This window comes from Rathayibacter sp. VKM Ac-2805 (assembly GCF_009834265.1).
Taxonomy (GTDB): domain Bacteria; phylum Actinomycetota; class Actinomycetes; order Actinomycetales; family Microbacteriaceae; genus Rathayibacter.
In genome coordinates, this window is sequence record NZ_CP047185.1 from 3048468 (window position 1) to 3067685 (window position 19218).

The following is a 19218-nucleotide window of genomic DNA, read 5'->3' on the forward strand; positions in this document are numbered from 1 at the left end:
GGAGCCGCGCGGTCCCGTCGGCAACCGTCTCGGCTCAGGCCGCGGGCCACTGCACGGGCACCGGCAGGCGGCGGCGCTCGGGAGGGGCGTCGCGTCGGGCGAGGCGCTCGATGAGCAGCTCCGCGGCCGCCCGGCCCAGCTGCTCGCCGTCCACGTCGACCGCCGGCACCCCCACCAGCCCGAGCGCGTCGACGATCGACCGCTCCGAGCTCACCACGAGCCGCTCCGGGAGGCCGCCGGAGGCGAGCAGCGCGTACTGCACCCCGAGCCCGAGAGCGGTCGCGTAGGGCACGACCGCCGTCGCTCCGGACTCGCGCACCGCGGCCGCGGCCGAGACGCCGGCCGCGAAGGTGGCCGGGAAGGGCCCGAGCACCGTGAGCTCCGCTCCTCCGCTCGCCGCCGCCTCGTGCACGGCCGCGGTGCGCTGCCTGTCCTGCCACGAGCCCTCCGGCCCGCCGAGGTAGAGCACGCGCTCGTGCCCGTCGGCGGCGAAGCGCGCCACCAGCGACCCGAACGCGGCGGCCGTGTCGGCGACGACGGAGGCGAGACCGTCGACCTCGCGGTCCACCAGCACGGTCGGCTTGTGCGATCCGGCCGCCAGCAGGAGCTCGTCCCCGCCGCGGGGAGCGACGACGATGAAGCCGTCGACCTGCCGCGAGAGCCGGTCGAACGCGCCGAGCTCGCGCACGGCCTCGAGCGGGTGCACGGCGACGGTCAGCTGCAGGCCGTCCTCGTCTGCGCGGCGCTGCGCCCCTCCGATGATCGGGGTGAAGAAGGCGTTGTCGAGCGTGGGGACGACCAGGGCCACGACGCCGGTGCGGCCGCGGGCGAGCTGGCGTGCGGCGGAGTTCGGGATGAAGCCGAGCTTGGCGGCCGCGGTCAGCACGCGGGCGGCCGTCTCGGGCGAGACGACCTCCGGGCGCGAGAGTGTGCGCGAGGCGGTGGCCTTCGAGACGCCGGCGAGGGCGGCGACGTCGGCGAGCGTGGCCATCCGGCTCCTCCCTGCGGTCCTCCCGCGATCATAGGGGCCCGCCTGCAACCGGTCGCACCGGCGGCGCGAAGCGGTCCCGGATTTCGAAACACGGAATTTACACGGGCGACGCAGACCGGGTACCGCCGCACCCGTAGGGTCGATGCAACCGGTTACATCCGCAGCTGGCCACCACTCGCCCCGGAAGGAGCAACCCGTGAGGACACGATCCGCTCCCCTCCTGCTCCTGCCGGGACTCGGGTTCCTGCTGCTGTTCTTCGTGGTCCCGTCGCTCGTGATGCTGTTCGCGCCGCCCGGCGCCACCGCCGCCGACGTGATCGCGAGAGTCGGCCAGATGCTGACCGACCCGTACGAGCTGCGGATCATCGGCCGCACCGTCGGCATCGGCCTCGTCGTCACGCTGATCTGCGTCGTCCTCGGCTTCCCGATCGCCTACCTGCTGGCCCGCTCCACCTCGCGCTGGGCGGGCGTGCTGCTGGCCCTCGCGATCTTCCCGCTGCTGCTCAGCAACGTGGTGCGCACTTTCGGCTGGCTCGTGGTCCTCGGCTCGAACGGCGCGATCGGGCAGCTCCTCGTCGCCACCGGCCTGGTCGACGAGGCGCCCCAGCTGCTCTACACCGAGCTGGCGATCGTGCTCGGCCTCACGCAGCTGTTCCTCCCGCTCGCGATCATCTCCTGCTACTCCGCCGTCTCGCAGGTGGACGCCGGGCTCGACGACGCCGCCCGCGGCCTCGGCGCGAGCCCGACCCGGACCTTCTGGGACGTCGTGGTGCCGCTCTCGCTCCCCGGCGTCGTCGTCGCGGCGACCCTCGTCTTCGCGGGATCCGTGACCGCGTACACGACTCCGTACCTGCTCGGCGGGTCCTCGCAGCGGATGCTGAGCACGCAGCTGTTCTCGTACTCCAGCGTGACGATCGACTGGGCGGGCGCGTCGGCCACGGCGATCGTGATGACGATCTTGGTCTTCCTCGTCTCCGGGCTCTCCTCGCTCGTCGCCCGCCGGGGGGCCGTCTCGTGAGGACCCGCCGCCCCGTCGCCGCGACCCTGGCCGTCGCCGGCTACGTGATCATGATCGTGCCGATCCTGTTCGTCGTCGCCACGGCGTTCACGGCCGGATCCACTCTGCGCTTCCCGCCGGAGGGCTTCTCGTTCCGCTGGTTCGGCGAAGCGCTCTCGTACGACCCGTTCCTCGAGTCGCTCGCCACCAGCGCTCAGCTCGCCGTCCTCTCGACGGCGATCGCGCTCCTGCTCGGGATCCCGGCGACCCTCGCCATCCACCGCGGGCGCATCCCGGGGAAAGGGATCGTCGAGGGGCTCTTCCTCTCGCCGCTGATCGTGCCCGAGCTCGTCGTCGGGCTGGCCCTCTTCCAGCAGCTCGTCGTGACGCTCAAGGTCGACAACGCCGCCGTGCTCCTCGTCGGCCACACCGCGCTCCTGCTCCCCTACGCGGTGCGCGTCACCGGCGCCTCGCTCGCCACCAGCGACCCGGCGCTGGAGGAGGCCGCCCGCGGACTCGGGGCCGGACCGCTGCGCACCTTCTTCACGATCACGCTGCCGATCCTGCGCCCCGGCGTCTTCTCGGCCGCCCTGCTCGGCTTCGTGACGTCCTTCAACAACGTCCCCCTGTCGCTCCTGCTGCAGAGCCGCGACGCCAGGACCCTGCCCGTCACGATGCTCGACTACGTGCAGCAGAGCTACGACCCGATGGTCGCGGCCACCTCCACCCTCATCCTCGCGGCGACCGTCGTCATCGCGTTCCTCGCCGAGCGCAGCGTCGGCTTCGCCCAGATCTTCGGAGGCATCAACCGATGAGCGCCGCAGCGGAATTCGTCAACGTCAGCCAGGTCTTCGGGGACTTCACCGCCGTCGACCGCATCGATCTCGCGATCCCCGCGGGGCGGCTGACCACCCTGCTCGGCCCCAGCGGCTGCGGCAAGACCACCTCGCTCCGGATGCTCGCGGGCTACTCGGCCCCCAGCTCCGGCCGCATCCTCATCGACGGCCTGGACAGCACGAAGCTGCCCCCGGAGAAGCGCGGGCTCGGCATGGTGTTCCAGTCGTACGCGCTCTTCCCGCACCTCAGCGTCGCCGAGAACGTCGGCTACGGGCTGAAGCTGCGCGGAGTCGGGCGGGCGGAGCGGCAGGCCCGGGTCGTGGAGAGCCTCGAGATGGTGGGCCTGGCTCACCTCGCCGCCAGCCGGCCTCGGAAGCTCTCCGGCGGCCAGCAGCAGCGGGTCGCACTCGCCCGGGCCATCGCGATCCGGCCGCGGCTGCTCCTGCTCGACGAGCCGCTGTCCAACCTCGACGCCCGGCTGCGCGTGCAGATGCGCTCCGAGATCCGCCGCATCCAGGCGGAGACCGGGCTGACCGTGGTGCTCGTCACCCACGACCAGGACGAGGCGCTCGAGATGAGCGACGAGATGGTCCTGATGCGCGCCGGGCGGATCATGCAGCAGGGCGCCCCGAGCGCCGTCTTCGGCTCCCCCGCGAACCGCTTCGTCGCCGACTTCCTCGGCTACGAGAACTTCCTCGTCCTCGCGGACGGGTCGCTCGCGACGGTCCGGCCCGAGCACCTCGCGGTGTCGGCGACGGCCCCCGCCTCGCCCGGGCTCGCGCTCGACGGCGTGGTCGTTGACGTCGCCTACCGCGGCGTCGACGTGCTGGTCACCGTGGCCGCGACCGACCCCTCCGGCGCCCCGGTGCGCCTGGTGTCGGACGTCCGGGCCGACGGATCGGCCGCGCTCTCCCCCGGCGACGCCGTCGTGGTCTCGGCGCCGGCCGCGCGGCTGGTGCCGCTCGCCGCCGACGTCCCGGCCTGATCCGCGGTCCTCCCACCCCTCGCTCCGCCCGCTCCCTCCCGCCCCGCAGCGCTCCTCCGCACCGCCCCTCGAAAGGACCCGCCATGTCCCGCACCACCGCCCGGCGCACGCTCGCCCTCACCGCGGGAGCCGTCATCGGCGCCCTCGCCCTGGCCGGCTGCTCCGGCTCCGGCTCCTCCGACGAGTCCGACGCGCAGTCGCTCGTGGTCAGCACCTTCCCCTTCGGCGTGGAGGAGTTCCAGGAGGCCGTGATCGACCCGTTCACCGAGGCCACCGGCATCGAGGTCGAGGTCGAGACCGGCTCCAACTCCGACCGCCTCTCGCAGCTCCAGCTGGCCGGCGGGGACGACCCCGGCGTCGACGTGATGCTCATCAGCGACTACTACGCCGCGCTGGGCCAGAAGGACGACCTGTTCCAGCAGGTCGACGCGGCCTCGGTGCCCGCGCTCGCCGACGTCGCCGCCTTCGCCACCGAGGAGTCCTACCTCGGGCCCGCCTACAGCTACCAGCTCAACGGCACGCTCTACTCGACCGACGCCCTCACCGCCGACCAGGCGGCGCAGTGGTCGGTCTACTCCGACCCCGCGAACGCCGGGAAGGTCGCGCTGCCCGACATCTCCGTCACTGCGGGCCAGCTGATGGTCAGCGGAGTCGCCGCGACCGAGGGCTCCGGCCCGTACGACATCGACGCGGCCCTCAGCACCCTCGCCGACTGGGCCCCCGGAGTGCTGCAGTTCTACAGCTCCTCCACCGAGGTCACGAACCTGCTCACGCAGGGCGAGATCGTCGCCGCCGACGCCCTCAGCGGCTTCGCCACCGACCTGGTGGCCTCCGGCGAGCCGATCGGGTGGACCCCGCCCGCGACCGGCCGCTACATGGCGACCAACCGCGCGATGATCCCGACCGGAGCCGCGAACGTCGACGCCGCCGAGCAGTTCATCGACTACCTGCTCTCGGTCGAGGCGCAGACCTCCTCCGCCGCGATCGTCGGCGACCTGCCCGTGAACCTCTCCGCCGAGGTGCCCGACACCATCACGGCCGTCGTCGGCGACATCGCGGCCGACCCGACCGCCGCCGGCTACTCCACCCTCGACCCCGCCGAGCTCGTCCCCACCCGCTCGGAGTGGGTCGACCGCTTCGCCCGCGAGGTCACCGCCCAGTAGCGGCCCGCCCCGTGCACGACGCCCGCGCACGGGGCCCCGACCGTCCGATCCCGCACCTCCGGAGACCGCCATGAGCACCACCCCCACCGCCGCCGTGCCCGACGAGTGGATCCGCCGGATCCCGAAGGCCGATCTGCACTGCCACCTCATCGGGACCGTGCGGCCCGCGACCTTCGCCGAGCTCGCCCGCCGCGAGGGCCTCGCCCTGCCGGCCGAGCCGGAGCGGATCTTCGCCGACATCAACTCGCTGCCCCCGGACCCGGCGCTCTACCGGGACACCGTGATCCCGGTGCCCCAGGGCCGCTCCGCCGACGAGCCCGCGGTGTCGTACTCGCTCTTCCAGGTCTCGAACTGGGTGGTGCAGCTGCTCCGCACCCCGGAGGACCTGACCCGGATCGTGCACGAGGCGTTCGAGGACGCCCACCGCACGAGCGGCACCCGCCACCTGGAGCTGTTCTTCGACGCCGTCCCGGAGCACCTCGCCGGGCTCGGCTACCGCGGCAGCGTCGAGGCCTACGCCGAGGGCATCCGGATGGCCGAGCGCGACTTCGGCATGACGGGGCGGATGATCGCCGGCATCGACCGCAGCCGCAGCGGGGAGGAGGCGCTCGAGCTGGTCCGCGAGGTCGTCCGCCACCCCCACGAGTACGTGGCGGGGATCGGGCTCGACAACCTCGAGACGGCGGGTCCGCCCGAGCGCTTCGCCGATGCCTACCGCCTCGCCGGGGAGGCCGGCCTGGGCCGGACCGCCCACTCCTCCGAGCACGCCCCGACCGCGGCCAACACGACGACCTGCCTCGATCTGCTGGGCTGCGACCGGATCGACCACGGCTACTTCGTCCTCGAGGACCCCGCCGTCGTCCAGCGCGTCCGCGAGCAGGGCGTGGTGTTCACCGTCGCCTCGACGACCTCGCGCCGCTCCTGGCGGCCCTGGCGGCGCGCGTCCATCCGGGCGATGCTCGACGCGGGACTGCGGGTCGTGCCGTGCTCCGACGATCCCGGGATGTTCCCGACCACGCTCGCCGACGAGTACCGCCTCGCCGCCGGCCCGATCGGCGCGACCGCCGCTCAGCTGCGCGCGATGGCGCTCACCGGAGCGGAGGCCTCCTGGCTGCCCGCCGACGAGAAGGAGAGTCTCCGCGCGTCGTTCGCCGCGGAGCTGGACGCGCTGGACGCGGAGTTCGGGCTCGTCTGAGGCCCGGGACGCGACGGGCTCCCCGCCCTGACAGAGTGGACGGATGAGCCCCCTCCCCGATCCCCTGGCCTTCGACCTCGAGGCGCTGCGCCGGGAGGTGCTGCCGGACGACGGGGGCGAGGTCGACGACAGCATCCCCGCGCTCGCGAACGCCGACCCGGGTCTCTGCGCGATCGCGCTCGTCCTGCCCGACGGGTCCGTCCGCGCGACCGCCGACGCGGAGGAGCGGTTCAGCATCCAGTCGGCCGTGAAGCCGTTCCTGTTCGCGCTCGCGCTCCTCGACACCGGCGGCGACGCGCTCGACCGCGTCGGCATCGAGCCCACCGGCGAGGCCTTCGACGCCCTCAAGCTCGAGAGCGGCACCGGGCGCCCGCCGAACCCGATGGTCAACGCGGGAGCGCTGCTGACCGCCGCCCTGGTCGACGGGGGCGACGCCGACGGCCGGAGCGAGCGGATCCTCCGCGGCCTCTCCGCCTTCGCCGGCCGCCCGCTCTCCGTCGACGAGAGCGTCGCCGCCGACGAGCACCTCCTCGGCGACCGGAATCACGCCCTCGCGCACCTGATGCGCGCGGAGGGCACCCTGCACCGCAGCGCCGACGACGCCGTCTCCGCGTACGCCCGGGCGTGCGCTGTGCTGGTCGACGTCCGCGACCTGGCCGCGATGGGCGCGACGCTCGCGTTCGGCGGCGTGCACCCGGGGACCGGCGAGCGGGTCGTGCCGGCCTCGGTCGCGCGCGACGTGGTCGCGGTCATGGCGACGTGCGGCGTCTACGACGGCTCGGGCCGCTGGATGCGCGCGGTCGGCGTCCCCGCCAAGTCGAGCGTCTCGGGCGCCCTCGTCCTCTCCGCGCCCGGCCGCCTCGGCGCCGCCGTCGTCAGCGCGCCGCTGGACCCCCAGGGCACCAGCGTCCGCGGCGCCCGCGTCGCCGCCCGCCTGAGCGACGCCCTCGCCCTGCACTCCTTCGCCGTCTCCCCCCGCTGACCGCTGCCGTTCCCCCGCTCTCCCCGCTCTCCCCGCTCTCGCCGGCGCAGCCGCGGCCCGTGCCTCGCGCCGTCGCAGGCGCCGGCGCCCACCGCACCCTCAGCGGAGACCACCCGCCCTCCCGCGACAGCGAAGGGCCGAGCCGCATCCGTGCACGCTCGCCCTCAGGGCCGAGCCACGTCAGCGCACGCTCGCCCGCAGGGCCGAGCTGACCGCCGAATCGCGTTCCAGCGATTCGCCGTAGCGGTACGCTCCCCGCTCCACGACACGCCCCCACCTCGTACAGCCGACCGCGGAGCGGATGACACGAAGGAGGAATCCGCTCCATCGAGCACCGCCGAGCTCACCGCCGAATCGCGTTCCAGCGATTCGCCGTAGCGGTACGCTCCCCGCTCCACGAAACGCACCACCTCGGACAGCCGACCGCGGAGCGGATGACGACGAAGGAGGAATCCGCTCGATCGAGCACCGCCGAGCTCACCGCCGAATCGCGTTCCAGCGATTCGCCGTAGCGGTACGCTCCCCGCTCCACGACACGCCCCCACCTCGAACAGCCGACCGCGGAGCGGATGACGACGAAGGAGGAATCCGCTCAATCGAGCAGCAGCGCCGGTTCCTCCAGCACGCTGGCGACGTCGGCGACGAAGCGGCTGACGACGTCGCCGTCGACGACGCGGTGGTCGAAGGAGCCGCCGACCGTGGTGACGAAGCGGGGGCGGACCTCGCCGTCGACGACCCAGGGCTTCTGCTTGATCGTGCCGAGGGCGATGATCGCGACTTCGCCGGGGTTGAGGATGGGGGTGCCCGTGTCCATCCCGAACACGCCGATGTTGGTGATGGTGATGGTGCCGTTCTGCATGTCGGCGGCGGTGGTCTTGCCGTCGCGGGCGTCGAGGGTGAGCTTCTCGAGGGCCTGCGCCAGTTCGAGGAGGCTCATCGACTGGGCGTCCTTGACGTTGGGGACGAGCAGTCCGCGCGGGGTGGCCGCGGCGATGCCGAGGTTGACGTAGTGGCGGACGACGATCTCGGTGTCGGTCCAGGCGGAGTTGACGGTGGGGTTGCGGCGGACGGCCCAGATGATGGCCTTGGCCATGATGAGCAACGGCGAGACCTTGACGCCGGCGAAGTCGGGCGAGTTCTTGAGGCGCTTGACGAACTCCATGGTGCGGGTCGCGTCGACGTCGACGAAGACGCTGACGTGGGGCGCGGTGAACGCGCTCGTCGACATCGCGGCGGCGATCGCCTTGCGGACGCCGCGCACGGGGATGCGCTCCTCGCGGTCGTCGCCCCAGGCGGGGGTCTGGATGTTGCGGAAGACGCTGGCCTGGGAGGCGTGGCGGATGACGTCGTCGCGGGTGACCTCGCCGGCGAGGCCGGTGGCCTGCACCTCGAGGAGGTCGACGTCGAGGTCCTTCGCGAGCTTGCGGATCGGCGGCTTCGCGATGACGGGGAGCGCGGCGGCGGCCGGCACGGAGGCGGGCCGGGCCGGGGCCGTCGGGCGGGCGGCGGGCGCGGCGGCCGGGGCGGTGGCGCCCGGTCGGCGGCGGCGGGTCTGGACGTGTCCGCCGGCGGTGCCGTAGCCGACGAGCGCGGCTCCGGAGCCCTCGCCCGGCTCGGTGGTGGAGGGGGCGGGCGGGGCGGCGGCCTGCGCGGGGTGGGCCGGGATCGCGGGCACCTCGGAGCCGATCGAGCCGACTCCGGCCTGGACGGTGATGATCGCGGTGCCGACGTCGACCGTCTGGCCCTCGTCGACGAGCACGTCGACCACGGTGCCGCTGAACGGCGAGGGGAGCTCGACGAGCGACTTGGCGGTCTCGATCTCGACGAGGACCTGGTTGACGGCCACCTCGTCGCCGACCTTGACCTTCCAGGCCACGATCTCGGCCTCGGTGAGGCCCTCGCCGACGTCGGGGAGGAGGAACTGCTCTGTCATCGGGGGGACTCCTGTGGGCTCGTGCGGGCGGATGTCGCGCGCGTCAGTACGCGAGCGAGCGGTCGACGGCCTCGAGCACGCGGTCGACGTCGGGGAGGAAGAGCTTCTCGACCTTGGCGGGCGGGAACGGGGTGTCGAAGCCGGCGACCCGGAGGACCGGCGCCTCCAGCGAGAAGAAGGCGCGCTCGGTGACGGTCGCCGCGATCTCGGAGCCGAGGCTCACGTTCGCGGACGCCTCCTGCGCGACGACGAGCCGGCCGGTCCTGCGGACCGACGCGAGCAGCGGCTCCCAGTCGATCGGGGAGAGCGAGCGCAGGTCGACGACCTCGACGCTCGTGCCCTCCTCGCCCGCGAGCTCGGCGGCCTGGAGGAGGACCGCGACCATCGGGCCCCAGCCGACCAGCGTGACCTCCGTGCCCTGGCGGACGACGCGGCTGGCGTGCAGCGGCGCGGCGGACCCGCTGAGGTCGACGTCGCCCTTGGGCCAGTAGCGGCTCTTGGGCTCGAAGAACATGACGGGGTCGTCCGAGGCGATGGCCTCCTGGATCATCCAGTAGGCGTCGTTGGGAGTCGACGGGCTGACCGCGCGCAGGCCCGCGGTGTGCGCGAAGTACGCCTCGTTGCTCTCCTGGTGGTGCTCGACCGCTCCGATGTGCCCGCCATAGGGCACGCGGATGACGACGGGCATGGTGATCGCGCCCTCGTGGCGGTTGGTCATCTTGGCCAGCTGCGAGGTGATCTGGTCGAACGCCGGGTAGATGAACCCGTCGAACTGGATCTCGCAGACCGGGCGGAAGCCGCGCATCGCGAGCCCGATCGCGGTGCCGACGATGCCGGACTCGGCGAGCGGCGTGTCGAGCACGCGCTTCGCCCCGAACTCGGCGTGCAGGCCCTCGGTGATGCGGAAGACGCCGCCCAGGGGGCCGATGTCCTCGCCCATCAGGAGGACGCGGTCGTCCTGCGTCATCGCGCGGCGGAGGCCGGCGTTGAGCGCCTTGGCCATGGACATGGACTCGAGCTGCGACCCGGTGAGGGGCGGCTGCGCGGCCGTCGTGCTGGTGTCGATCGTCATCACTCGCCTCCGAACGATTCTTCGTAGCGCTGCAGCCACGCCTTCTGCTCCTCGACGAGCACGTGCGGCTCCGAGTAGACGTGGTCGAACATGACGCCCGTGGGCGGGACCTCGAGGGCGAGGAGGCGGCGGCGGATGTCGGACGCGAAGTCCTTCGCCTCCTCGTCGACCTCGTCGAAGAAGGACTGCTCCACGCCCTCGCTCCGCAGGAACGCGGCGAAGCGGGTGATCGGGTCCTTCGCGACCCACGAGGCGAGCTCGTCGTCGGTGCGGTACTTCGTCGGGTCGTCGCTCGAGGTGTGCGCGCCGATCCGGTAGGTCAGCGCCTCGATGAACTGGGGACCGCCGCCGGAGCGCGCGTCCTGCAGGTGCTTGGCGGTGACCGCGTAGCTCGCGAGCACGTCGTTGCCGTCGATCTGCACGCCGGGGATGCCGAAGCCGGAGGAGCGGAGGTAGAGGGGGCTGCGCGACTGCGTGGCCACGGGGACCGAGATCGCGTAGTGGTTGTTCTGGAGGAAGAAGACCTCGGGAGCCTGGTAGCTCGCGGCGAAGACCATCGCCTCGCTGACGTCGCCCTGGCTGGAGGCGCCGTCGCCGAAGTAGACGACGACGGCCGCGTCCTTCTCGGGGTCGCCCGTGCCGGTCGCTCCGTCGAGGGTGAGGCCCATCGCGTAGCCGGTCGCGTGCAGGGCCTGCGAGCCGAGCACCAGCGTGTAGAGGTGGAAGTTCCCGTTCGTCGGGTCGGTCGGGTCCCAGCCCCCGTGCGTCGTGCCGCGCAGGAGCGCGAGGACGCCGAGCAGGTCGATGCCGCGGATCTTGCCGACGACGTGCTCGCGGTAGGAGGGGAACACGTGGTCCTGCGGGCGCATCGCGAACGCGGAGCCGACCTGCGCCGCCTCCTGGCCGTGGCTCGGGACCCACAGTCCGAGCTGGCCCTGGCGCTGCAGGTTCGCGGCCTCGGTGTCGAAGCGGCGGACCACCGCCATCTCGCGGTAGAAGGAGCGGTGCTGCGCCTCGTCCACCCCGTCGAGGTAGGAGGCGTACTGCTCGGCCGCGGGGGTCGGCGAGAACCGCCCGTCCGCGGAGAGGAACTGGACAGTCGGCGACTCCGTGCTGGTGGCTACCACCCGACTAACCTATCCGTCTCGCGGGGTGGCCCTCGGGGAGGGAAGCCACAATCTCGGCCGCCGCGCTGAGGAGCTTGTCGACAGAGCGCGCCTCGCCGACGGAGACGCGGATCCCCTCCGGCGGGAACGCGCGGACCACGACTCCCGCGCGCTCGAAGACCTCGGCGGCCCGCGCCGTGTCCTCGCGGGTGTCGAACCAGAGGAAGTTCGCCTGCGACTCCGGGATCGTCCAGCCCTGGTCGAGCAGCGCCCGCCAGAGGTCGTCGCGGAGGCGGGTGATGCGGTGGACGCGCTCGAGGAGCTCCTCGCGGTGCTCGAGGGAGGCGACCGCCGCGGTCTCGGCGAACCGGGTGACCGAGAGCGGGATGGCGGTGGAGCGGGCGGCGTCGAGGATCCGCGCGTGGCCGATCGCGTAGCCGACGCGGAGGCCGGCGAGGCCGTACGCCTTGGAGAAGGTGCGGGCGATCACGAGGTTCGGGTAGCGGCCGAGCAGGCGGGTGCCGTCCACGGCCCGCTCGTCGTCGACGAACTCGGCGTACGCCTCGTCGAGGAGCACGAGGACGTCTCCCGGGACGCGCTCGAGGAGCGCCTCGACGTCGTCGGCGGTGGCGACGGTGCCGGTGGGGTTGTTGGGGCTGCAGACGATCAGCAGGCGGGTGCGCTCGGTGACGGCCTGCGCCATGGCGTCGAGGTCGTGAGTGTCGTCTGCGCGGAGCGGCACGCGCACGCTGGTGGCGCCCGCCGTCGTGACGAGCGAGGGGTACGCCTCGAACGAGCGCCAGGCGTAGACGACCTCGTCGCCCGGGCCCGCCGCCGCGGTGATGAGCTGGGCGATGACCGCGACGGAGCCGGCTCCGACGATCACCTCCTCGATCGTGACGCCGTACTCCGCGGCGAGCGCCGTCCGCAGGGCGGTCGCCGCCGCGTCCGGGTACCGGTTGAAGTCGTCCACCTCGCGGACCCGCGCGAGCACGGAGGGCAGCGGGTCGAACGGGTTCTCGTTGGAGGAGAGCTTGAAGGCGTCGGCGGCGGCCGCGCGGCCCTGCTTGTAGGCGGGGAGCGCCAGGATCTCGGGGCGGAGGCGGACGGGAGGCTCCTGCTGGTCGGTCACCCGCCCCATGCTAGGCGGCGCGGCGGCGGGCGCCCCGCCGTTCCGCGCGCGCCGTCCCCCGCCCTCGACGGGTGTGCGCCGGGCCCCCTTCCCACCGGTCGAGCGCCGTGGGTGCGGCCCGGAGGTGCGGCCGACCCGGGTCTCGGATGCGCGAACCGCCCCGCTGACCGGCGCCCACGGCGGCCGTCCCCCGATTAGGGTGCAGTGATGCGGAGTCGAGGGCGAGCCGAGCGGCGCGGGGGTGCGCGCCCGCTCCTCCGGGGCGCCACGGCCGCGATCGCCCTGCTCGTCGCCGCCGGCGCGCTCACCGGATGCACGCCCTCCGCGGAGGGCACGCAGGCGACCCCGACTCTCCGCGAGACGTCCATCGACGTCGCCGCGCCTCCGGCCTACACCGCCGCGCGCGAGGCCGGCCTCGCGCTGCGGGACGACTCGCTCGCGCTCCTCACCGCGACCGACGGCACCGTCGCGGGCGCGGCCCGCACCGATCTGCTGGTGGCGATCGGTTCCCTGAACGCAGCGCTCGAGGGAGTCTCGGCCGACGCCATCACCACCGCGACGACCGCGGCCGGGGAGCAGCGGACGGCGCTGGCCGAGCGAGTGCTCGGCCTCGCCACGTCGACCCTCGCCTCCGGTCGCGGATCGACGTCCCGGCGGGCGGTGCTGACCGACGCGGTCGAGCAGCTCCGGAGCGCCCTCGCCTCGGGAGCCGCGGTCGCTCCGGCCGCCGTCGCCGTGATCGAGGCGCGCGAGCCGCTCGTCCCGGAGCCGGGCAGCGGATTCGCTCCTCCCCCGCGCCCCGCGCCTCCCGCCGCTCCCCGGCCGACCACGGCGCCCGAGCCCACCCAGGAGCCGACGCCCGATCCCCCGGCTCCGGAGCCGGCACCCGCGCCCGCCCCCGAGCCGACCGAGGCCCCGCAGCCGACGGCGGAGCCCCTGCCGCAGCCCGAGCCCACCGCGGTGCTCCCTCCGCGGACCTGCGCCGACGACCCCCGCCTCTGCACTCCTGCGCCCGAACCGACCATCGGCGGGCCCCTCACCTGAGCCCCGGCTCGCGGCCCGCCCCGCCTGCGGGGATAGTGGAGGCATGAGCAGACTCCTCCTCGGCCTCCTGACCAACGCCGTCGCGATCTGGCTCACGACCCTGGTCGTGGCGGGCGTGCGCGTCGACCCGTACGAGGAGGGCCCCGCCGCGGCGGTCCTCACGTACCTGCTGGTCGCGGTGATCTTCGGCGTCGTCAACGCCGTCGTCGGCGGAGTGGTGCGGGTGGTCGCGTTCCCCCTGTACGTGCTGACGCTCGGCCTGGTCTCGTTCCTCGTCAACGGCCTCCTGCTGCTCCTGACCGCCTGGATCAGCGGCCTCTTCGGCTTCGGCCTCGTCGTGGACGGCTTCTGGTGGGGCGTGCTCGGCGCCCTCGTGCTCGCCCTGGTGAACTGGTTCATCGGCCTCCTCCTGCGCCCCTTCCTCCGCCGCCGTCAGGACTGACACCGCGGGCTCGGCAGTCAGCATCGGCCGCGCCGCCGCCGCCCGGGAGGCGTCGCGCGCCATCGGTGGACGGCGGCCGCGATCGGCCTGCTGTGGAGGAGCCGCGGTGCGCCATGATGGGCGGGTGACCCCCGACTCCCCTGCGCCCTCGGCCTTCGCCGTGTGCTTCGTCTGCACCGGCAACATCTGCCGGTCGCCGATGGCCGAGGTGGTGCTGCGCTCCCTGGCGGAGCAGGCGGGGCTCGGCTCCGCGATCGAGATCAGCTCGGCCGGCACCGGCGAGTGGCACCTCGGCGAGCACGCCGACAGCCGCGCCCTCGCGGCGCTGGAGCGTCACGGCTTCGACGGGGGCCGCCACCGCGCCCAGCTCTTCGACCCGTCCCGCTTCGCCGAGTTCGACCTGGTCGTCGCGCTCGACCACGGGCACGAGCGCGCGCTGCGCTCCTGGGCGCGCACCGAGGTCGACCGGCAGAAGATCCGCCGCCTGCTCGACTTCGAGCCCGGCCTCTCCCCGCAGGGCGACGTCCCCGACCCCTACTATTCCGATGCGGCGGCGTTCGACTCGGTGCTCGCGCTGATCGAGCGCGCCTGCCGGGCCCTCTTCGCCCAGATCGAACCAGGACTGCGCGGCAACCGCTCTGTCCGCCCCGACTCCACCGACGCGCGCGCCGCCCTCGCGCAGGACACCTGAGAACCGGAAGGCACCACCGCATGACCTCGCTCCCCACCCAGCCGCTGAGCCCCCTCGACGGCCGCTACAGCGGTGCCGTCTCGTCGCTCGGCGAGTACCTCTCGGAGGCGGGACTGAACCGCGCGCGGGTGCACGTCGAGGTCGAGTGGCTGCTGGCGCTGACCGACCGCCGCCTCTTCGGCTCCGAGCCCGTCGATGCGGCGACCGCCGAGGAGCTGCGCCGCCGCGCCCGCGACTTCGGCCAGCCCGAGATCGACGAGCTGGCCGCCCTCGAGGCCCGCACCCGCCACGACGTGAAGGCCGTGGAGTACCTCGTCCGCCAGTGGCTCGAGGAGCTCGGACTGCAGCGCATCGCCGAGCTCACCCACTTCGCCGCCACCAGCGAGGACATCAACAACCTCTCCTACGCGATCGTGGTCCGTCAGGCCGTCGGCGAGATCTGGCTGCCGAAGCTGCGCTCGGTCGTCGCGTCGCTCCGGGAGCTGGCCGTCCGCTACCGCGACGAGTCGATGCTCAGCCGCACCCACGGCCAGCCCGCGACCCCGACCACGATGGGCAAGGAGTTCGCCGTCTACGCCTACCGGCTCGAGCGGGTCGTCGCGCAGATCGAGGCGACGGAGTACCTGGGCAAGTTCAGCGGAGCGACGGGCACGTTCGCCGCCCACCTCGCCGCCGACCCCGGCACCGACTGGCCCGCCCTCGCGGAGGAGTTCGTCACCTCCCTCGGCCTCGTCTTCAACCCGCTGACCACCCAGATCGAGTCGCACGACTGGCAGGCCGAGCTCTACGGCAGGGCCGCGCACGCGAACCGCATCCTGCACAACATCTGCACCGATGTCTGGACCTACATCTCGCTCGGCTACTTCCGGCAGATCCCCCAGGCCGGGGCGACCGGCTCGTCCACGATGCCGCACAAGATCAACCCGATCCGCTTCGAGAACGCCGAGGCGAACCTCGAGCTCTCCAGCGCCCTGCTCGACTCGCTCGCGCAGACCCTGGTCACCTCGCGCCTCCAGCGCGACCTCACCGACTCGACCACGCAGCGCAACATCGGCGTCGCGTTCGGCCACTCCCTCCTCGCCCTCGACAACATCGCCCGCGGCCTGCTCGAGATCGACCTCGACCCGACCGCCCTCGCCGCCGACCTCGACGGCAACTGGGAGGTGCTGGCCGAGGCGATCCAGACCGTGATCCGCGCGGAGGTGGCGGCGGGCCGCTCCTCGATCACCGACCCGTACGCGCTGCTGAAGGACCTGACCCGCGGCAAGCGCCTCGGTGCCGACGACCTCGCCGTCTTCGTGCAGGGTCTCGACATCGGCGACGCGGCGAAGGAGCGCCTGCTGGCGCTGACGCCGGGCGGCTACACGGGCCTCGCCTCGTCGCTGGTCGACCGCCTGAGCTGATCCGCCGGGCCGCGATCGCGCGGATGCCGCCGTCCTCGAGCGCGAGCACTCCGACTCCTGCGTGCTCGCGGCGGCGCGGTCGACGGCGGCGCGATGTCGGGGGTCGCACCTAGCGTCGGCGGCATGGCAGCATGCGCGATCGGAGGGTGCGCCTCCTCGGCCGAGACGGGCGCCCCCCTCGCGCTCTGCGCGGCACACCTCGGGCTCGCGCACGACTGGGTCGCCCGCGAGGACGGGGTGATCGACGCCCTGCCCTCGCCGTGCGCGGCGTGCGGGTCCCGCCTGGGCGTCCGGCTCCCCTCCGCCTGGCTCTGCGCCGCCTGCGAGTGGCGGCTCGGCGACGCTCCCGACGGCGAGCTGCCGCCGCCCCGGGTCGACGTCGTCTACTACATCCGCTTCGGCGAGCGGATCAAGATCGGCACCAGCGGCAATCCCCGGCAGCGCCTCCACCGGCTCCGGCACGAGGAGCTCCTCGCGTTCGAGCGCGGCGGGCGGGCGCTCGAGCAGCATCGGCACGCCCAGTTCGCCGACGAGCGCCTGGAGCGCACCGAGTGGTTCGCGCGCAGCCCTGCGCTCGACGCCCACATCGAGACCGTGCGCGCCGGGGAGCCCGACCCCTGGGCGCTGCACCGCCGCTGGCGCAGCGAGGCGCTGGCCCTGCGGCTCTGACGCGTCGGCTGCGAGCCGGCGGCTGCGACTCGACCGCTCCGACTCGCCGGCTCCCACTCGACGGTTCCCACTCGCCGGCACTGCATCCACGGGTCCCGCTCCGCCGAGCAGGACACCGGGACGGAGCGACGGGGACGGAGCGACGGGGACGGGTCCCCGAGGACCGTCCCGCAGCCGCCGCACGACGCGCTCAGCGCGCCCAGGCGTCGACGAGCAGCGGACCGCGGACATCGCGGAGCCGGTCGACCAGGCGGTCCGCCAGCGCGGCCGTGACCCCCGTGGCGACCAGGTCGTGGGGGCCGAGCGGCAGCAGCTTTCCCGTGCGGATGCGCACCACCTCCCATCCGGCGGAGCGGAGCGCGCGGTCCTTCCGCCGGTCGGCCTCCTCGCGGTGCCCGACGTGCTCGAGTCCGTGACGGCCGGTGGAGTCGTACTCGATCGCGACGCGCAGCTCGCCGAGCACCAGGTCGGGCCACGCCTCGCAGTGCTCGAAGAACGGCCGCGCGAGACGCACCGCCGTGTGTGCCGGATCGAAGACGAGGCGCTCGGCGAGGAGTGCCCGGAGCCGGGCCTCGACGGCGGAGGCGGGAGGAGGCGCGCACCGGCTCGCGAAGGGCTCGCCGACGGGGAGGTCCGGCGTCTTCGGGCACACGCGGGCGGGCCGGGGTCGGGAGCGCGCCGGGCGGGCGGCGGGGTCGGCGGACGGGACCGCGGCCGGAACGGCGGAGGCAGCGGCGGGAGGGGCGGACGGGAGCGCGGCCGGAGCGGCGGCAGCTGGAGGGCTCGATCGAGCGGACGGAGGAGTCGACGACGCGGCGGGCGCGGATCCGCTCGGGTCGGCGGGTGACGCGGACCCGCGGCCGGTGGGCGACGCGGACGTCGGGAGCCCCCGCGCGATCACGGCGGGCGGCGCCAGGAGGACGAAGGAGCCGTCGTCGGGGGCGGACGTCGGCGCGAGCACCTCGGCGAGCCGACCGCCGATCATCGGCGCGGCCCGGGGCAGGCGCGGCGAGGCGAGCTCGGCGCAGTCGGGGCACCAGGAGGAGCGGCGCCGCTCCCGGCCGGGACGGTGGCGCTGCTCCTCGGGGGTGGCGACGAAGACATGCCCGGCGTCGCAGAGCCAGCACAGGTACACGTCGGCCGCGGGCGGGATCTGGCTGAGCACGATGCCCTCGTTGTACTCGGGCCGGTACTGCCGCACCAGGACGGGGTAGGACGCCCACGCCTCCCGGTAGGTGCCGACCGCGTAGGGGACGTCGGCGCCGCGCGAGAACCGCCGCCGCTGCCACCACCGCCCGATCGCCTCCGCCACCCTCCGCACGCTACGCGCGACCACCGACGCGGAAGCGGCGCCCGCGTGCGCAGGCGGGATCTCGAGACGCCCTGCGGGCTGCTCGATCAGCATGAACGGCGGGCACTCCGCGGAGGGGAGCCCGGAGCGGCCTCAGGCGGGAACGCGCTCGCGTGCGCGGCGGATCCCGAGACGCCCTGCGGGCTGCTCGATCAGCATGCGCGGCGGAAGGGACCCTCCACCCGCGATGCTGTGCTCCCGGCCGACTAGGTGACGGCGGAGCCGTCCCTTACCTAGTGAGCAGTGACGGCGGAGCCGTCCCTCGCCTAGTGAGCGGAGTCCTGCTCGTCGATGTCCGCGATCTCGGCCTCGTCCGGCTTGAAGGTCAGCGAGAACATGGCGATCGCGACGAGCACGACGATGAAGGCGACGCCGAACGAGATGAGCGCGACGACCGGCTCGCGGGTCGAGAGCATGACGACGAGGCCGACGAAGGCCGCCATCACCGCGGAGAAGCCGATGAGCTCGAGCGGGCGCAGGCGGTCCTTGCGGGTCGGCTGGAACGTGCGGGGCGTGAACTCGCCGGCGTCGCGCGCCGGGGCGGAGTCGGCCGCCGAGGCGCGGTCTGCGGGAGAGGCGGGGTCGGGCTGCTGGCCTTCGGCGGTCATCGGTCTCCTCCGGAGGTCGGTGTCGTGGGGGCGACGGGATCGTGTCCGGTGGCTGCGTCGGCGCCGGCGGCCCATTTGAGCGAGAACGCCGCGATGGCGAGGAACACGGCGACCATCACGGCGTAGGCGCCGAGGAGGCCGACGGTGACGACGGGGTGGGGCGGGAGGAGTCCGAAGGCGGCGCCGAGCAGCATCGTGCCGACGCCGACGATCACGGAGTCGCGGGCGGCGAGGCCCTGACCGCGGCGGCCGCTCGAGAACTCGAGGAAGCCGGAGAGCAGCGCCCAGCCGGCGACGAGGGCGACGAAGGAGAGCAGGTTGGCGACCGGGAGCGCGACGAGCGCCGCGACTCCGGCGACCAGGGTGAGCACCGCGGAGCCGAGGGCGAGCGGGCGGGCCCGGCCGCTCCAGCTGCGGAGCCCGAGGGCGAGCGAGACGGCGCCGGTCGCGATCGCGAAGCCGCCGAAGACGGCGAGGCCGAAGGCGGGCCCGTGGTCGGGCGAGAAGGTGACGACGCAGCCGGCGACCGCCGCGATCACGGCGCGCGCGAGGGGCAGGGTCCACAGGCGGCGGTCGGAGTCGGCGGCGATGGCCACGGTCGAGCCTCTCTGGGATGG

19 protein-coding genes are annotated in these 19218 nt (G+C 73.8%); 11 read left to right on the forward strand and 8 right to left on the reverse strand.

Annotated elements, in window-relative coordinates; all coding sequences use genetic code 11:
• Positions 1-34: 34 nt before the first annotated feature.
• Positions 35-991 carry a LacI family DNA-binding transcriptional regulator gene (locus GSU40_RS14330; RefSeq protein WP_104283064.1) on the reverse strand — a complete coding sequence of 319 codons (957 nt, stop codon included), beginning with the start codon at positions 989-991 and terminating at the stop codon, positions 35-37.
• A 196-nt stretch (positions 992-1187) separates the two neighbouring features.
• On the opposite strand from GSU40_RS14330, the gene GSU40_RS14335 reads away from it, so the two are divergent.
• The 6 genes from GSU40_RS14335 (at position 1188) to glsA (ending at position 7150) form a co-directional block, all read left to right on the forward strand.
• Entirely contained in the window at positions 1188-2009 is an 822-nt protein-coding gene (locus GSU40_RS14335; RefSeq protein WP_104283063.1) for an ABC transporter permease, read from the forward strand.
• Positions 2006-2803 (forward strand): ABC transporter permease, encoded by a 798-nt coding sequence (locus GSU40_RS14340; RefSeq protein WP_104283062.1) that lies wholly within the window; start codon positions 2006-2008, stop codon positions 2801-2803. The genes GSU40_RS14335 and GSU40_RS14340 overlap by 4 nt, the downstream gene beginning before the upstream one ends.
• Entirely contained in the window at positions 2800-3810 is a 1011-nt protein-coding gene (locus tag GSU40_RS14345; protein ID WP_104288958.1) for an ABC transporter ATP-binding protein, read from the forward strand. The genes GSU40_RS14340 and GSU40_RS14345 overlap by 4 nt, the downstream gene beginning before the upstream one ends.
• Before the next feature lie 83 nt (positions 3811-3893).
• Positions 3894-4973: an extracellular solute-binding protein gene (locus tag GSU40_RS14350; protein WP_159940793.1), complete on the forward strand. Its 1080-nt coding sequence runs from the start codon at positions 3894-3896 to the stop codon at positions 4971-4973.
• Positions 4974-5043: 70 nt separating this feature from the next.
• Positions 5044-6168 carry a hypothetical protein gene (locus GSU40_RS14355; protein WP_244229496.1) on the forward strand — a complete coding sequence of 375 codons (1125 nt, stop codon included), beginning with the start codon at positions 5044-5046 and terminating at the stop codon, positions 6166-6168.
• 43 nt (positions 6169-6211) lie between these two features.
• Entirely contained in the window at positions 6212-7150 is a 939-nt protein-coding gene (glsA, locus tag GSU40_RS14360) for a glutaminase A (protein WP_160035460.1), read from the forward strand.
• 592 nt (positions 7151-7742) lie between these two features.
• On the opposite strand, the gene GSU40_RS14365 is transcribed toward glsA, so the two are convergent.
• The 4 genes from GSU40_RS14365 to hisC are packed head-to-tail and all read right to left on the reverse strand — an operon-like array spanning position 7743 to position 12393.
• The gene (locus tag GSU40_RS14365) at positions 7743-9083 is read right to left on the reverse strand and encodes a dihydrolipoamide acetyltransferase family protein (RefSeq protein ID WP_160035462.1); all 1341 of its coding nucleotides are present in this window, start codon (positions 9081-9083) and stop codon (positions 7743-7745) included.
• A 43-nt stretch (positions 9084-9126) separates the two neighbouring features.
• Positions 9127-10155, reverse strand: coding sequence for an alpha-ketoacid dehydrogenase subunit beta (locus tag GSU40_RS14370; RefSeq protein WP_104225191.1), 1029 nt, complete (start codon positions 10153-10155; stop codon positions 9127-9129).
• Positions 10155-11282, reverse strand: a complete 1128-nt coding sequence (locus GSU40_RS14375) for a thiamine pyrophosphate-dependent dehydrogenase E1 component subunit alpha (RefSeq protein WP_104226633.1) — start codon at positions 11280-11282, stop codon at positions 10155-10157. Before GSU40_RS14375 ends, GSU40_RS14370 begins: the two co-directional genes overlap by 1 nt.
• Before the next feature lie 4 nt (positions 11283-11286).
• Positions 11287-12393, reverse strand: a complete 1107-nt coding sequence (hisC, locus tag GSU40_RS14380) for a histidinol-phosphate transaminase (RefSeq protein ID WP_244229497.1) — start codon at positions 12391-12393, stop codon at positions 11287-11289.
• A gap of 207 nt (positions 12394-12600) precedes the next feature.
• On the opposite strand from hisC, the gene GSU40_RS14385 reads away from it, so the two are divergent.
• The 5 genes from GSU40_RS14385 to GSU40_RS14405 all read left to right on the forward strand — a co-directional run bounded on the left by GSU40_RS14385 (position 12601) and on the right by GSU40_RS14405 (position 16642).
• The gene (locus GSU40_RS14385; RefSeq protein ID WP_160035466.1) at positions 12601-13437 is read left to right on the forward strand and encodes a hypothetical protein; all 837 of its coding nucleotides are present in this window, start codon (positions 12601-12603) and stop codon (positions 13435-13437) included.
• A 43-nt stretch (positions 13438-13480) separates the two neighbouring features.
• A complete protein-coding gene (locus GSU40_RS14390) occupies positions 13481-13879 on the forward strand; it encodes a phage holin family protein (RefSeq protein WP_104225199.1) in 399 nt (132 codons plus the stop codon).
• Positions 13880-14003: 124 nt separating this feature from the next.
• Positions 14004-14570: a low molecular weight protein-tyrosine-phosphatase gene (locus GSU40_RS14395; RefSeq protein ID WP_181027248.1), complete on the forward strand. Its 567-nt coding sequence runs from the start codon at positions 14004-14006 to the stop codon at positions 14568-14570.
• A gap of 20 nt (positions 14571-14590) precedes the next feature.
• Positions 14591-15973, forward strand: a complete 1383-nt coding sequence (gene purB / locus GSU40_RS14400; protein ID WP_104237969.1) for an adenylosuccinate lyase — start codon at positions 14591-14593, stop codon at positions 15971-15973.
• Between the two features lie 123 nt (positions 15974-16096).
• Positions 16097-16642 carry a GIY-YIG nuclease family protein gene (locus GSU40_RS14405; protein WP_104351190.1) on the forward strand — a complete coding sequence of 182 codons (546 nt, stop codon included), beginning with the start codon at positions 16097-16099 and terminating at the stop codon, positions 16640-16642.
• A 190-nt stretch (positions 16643-16832) separates the two neighbouring features.
• Here the strand turns inward: GSU40_RS14405 and GSU40_RS14410 are convergent, their stop codons facing one another.
• The 3 genes from GSU40_RS14410 to GSU40_RS14420 form a co-directional block, all read right to left on the reverse strand.
• On the reverse strand, positions 16833-17954 hold the full coding sequence (locus GSU40_RS14410; protein ID WP_244229498.1) for a hypothetical protein: 1122 nt from the start codon (positions 17952-17954) through the stop codon (positions 16833-16835).
• Positions 17955-18259: 305 nt separating this feature from the next.
• Complete coding sequence (locus GSU40_RS17105; RefSeq protein WP_244229499.1) at positions 18260-18601, reverse strand: hypothetical protein; 342 nt, start codon at positions 18599-18601, stop codon at positions 18260-18262.
• Positions 18598-19197, reverse strand: a complete 600-nt coding sequence (locus GSU40_RS14420; protein WP_104225185.1) for a DUF308 domain-containing protein — start codon at positions 19195-19197, stop codon at positions 18598-18600. Before GSU40_RS14420 ends, GSU40_RS17105 begins: the two co-directional genes overlap by 4 nt.
• Between the last annotated feature and the right edge of the window lie 21 nt (positions 19198-19218).

What these genes read in the sequence shown, in the direction of transcription:
- purB (WP_104237969.1), top strand. Translation starts at nt 14,591, where the DNA reads ATGACCTCGCTCCCCACCCAGCCGCTGAGCCCCCTCGACGGCCGCTAC.
- GSU40_RS14390 (WP_104225199.1), top strand. Translation starts at nt 13,481, where the DNA reads ATGAGCAGACTCCTCCTCGGCCTCCTGACCAACGCCGTCGCGATCTGG.
- GSU40_RS14370 (WP_104225191.1), bottom strand. Translation starts at nt 10,155, where the DNA reads ATGACGATCGACACCAGCACGACGGCCGCGCAGCCGCCCCTCACCGGG.
- GSU40_RS14385 (WP_160035466.1), top strand. Translation starts at nt 12,601, where the DNA reads ATGCGGAGTCGAGGGCGAGCCGAGCGGCGCGGGGGTGCGCGCCCGCTC.
- GSU40_RS14350 (WP_159940793.1), top strand. Translation starts at nt 3,894, where the DNA reads ATGTCCCGCACCACCGCCCGGCGCACGCTCGCCCTCACCGCGGGAGCC.
- GSU40_RS14365 (WP_160035462.1), bottom strand. Translation starts at nt 9,083, where the DNA reads ATGACAGAGCAGTTCCTCCTCCCCGACGTCGGCGAGGGCCTCACCGAG.
- glsA (WP_160035460.1), top strand. Translation starts at nt 6,212, where the DNA reads ATGAGCCCCCTCCCCGATCCCCTGGCCTTCGACCTCGAGGCGCTGCGC.
- GSU40_RS14355 (WP_244229496.1), top strand. Translation starts at nt 5,044, where the DNA reads ATGAGCACCACCCCCACCGCCGCCGTGCCCGACGAGTGGATCCGCCGG.
- GSU40_RS17105 (WP_244229499.1), bottom strand. Translation starts at nt 18,601, where the DNA reads ATGACCGCCGAAGGCCAGCAGCCCGACCCCGCCTCTCCCGCAGACCGC.
- GSU40_RS14345 (WP_104288958.1), top strand. Translation starts at nt 2,800, where the DNA reads ATGAGCGCCGCAGCGGAATTCGTCAACGTCAGCCAGGTCTTCGGGGAC.
- GSU40_RS14405 (WP_104351190.1), top strand. Translation starts at nt 16,097, where the DNA reads ATGGCAGCATGCGCGATCGGAGGGTGCGCCTCCTCGGCCGAGACGGGC.
- GSU40_RS14330 (WP_104283064.1), bottom strand. Translation starts at nt 991, where the DNA reads ATGGCCACGCTCGCCGACGTCGCCGCCCTCGCCGGCGTCTCGAAGGCC.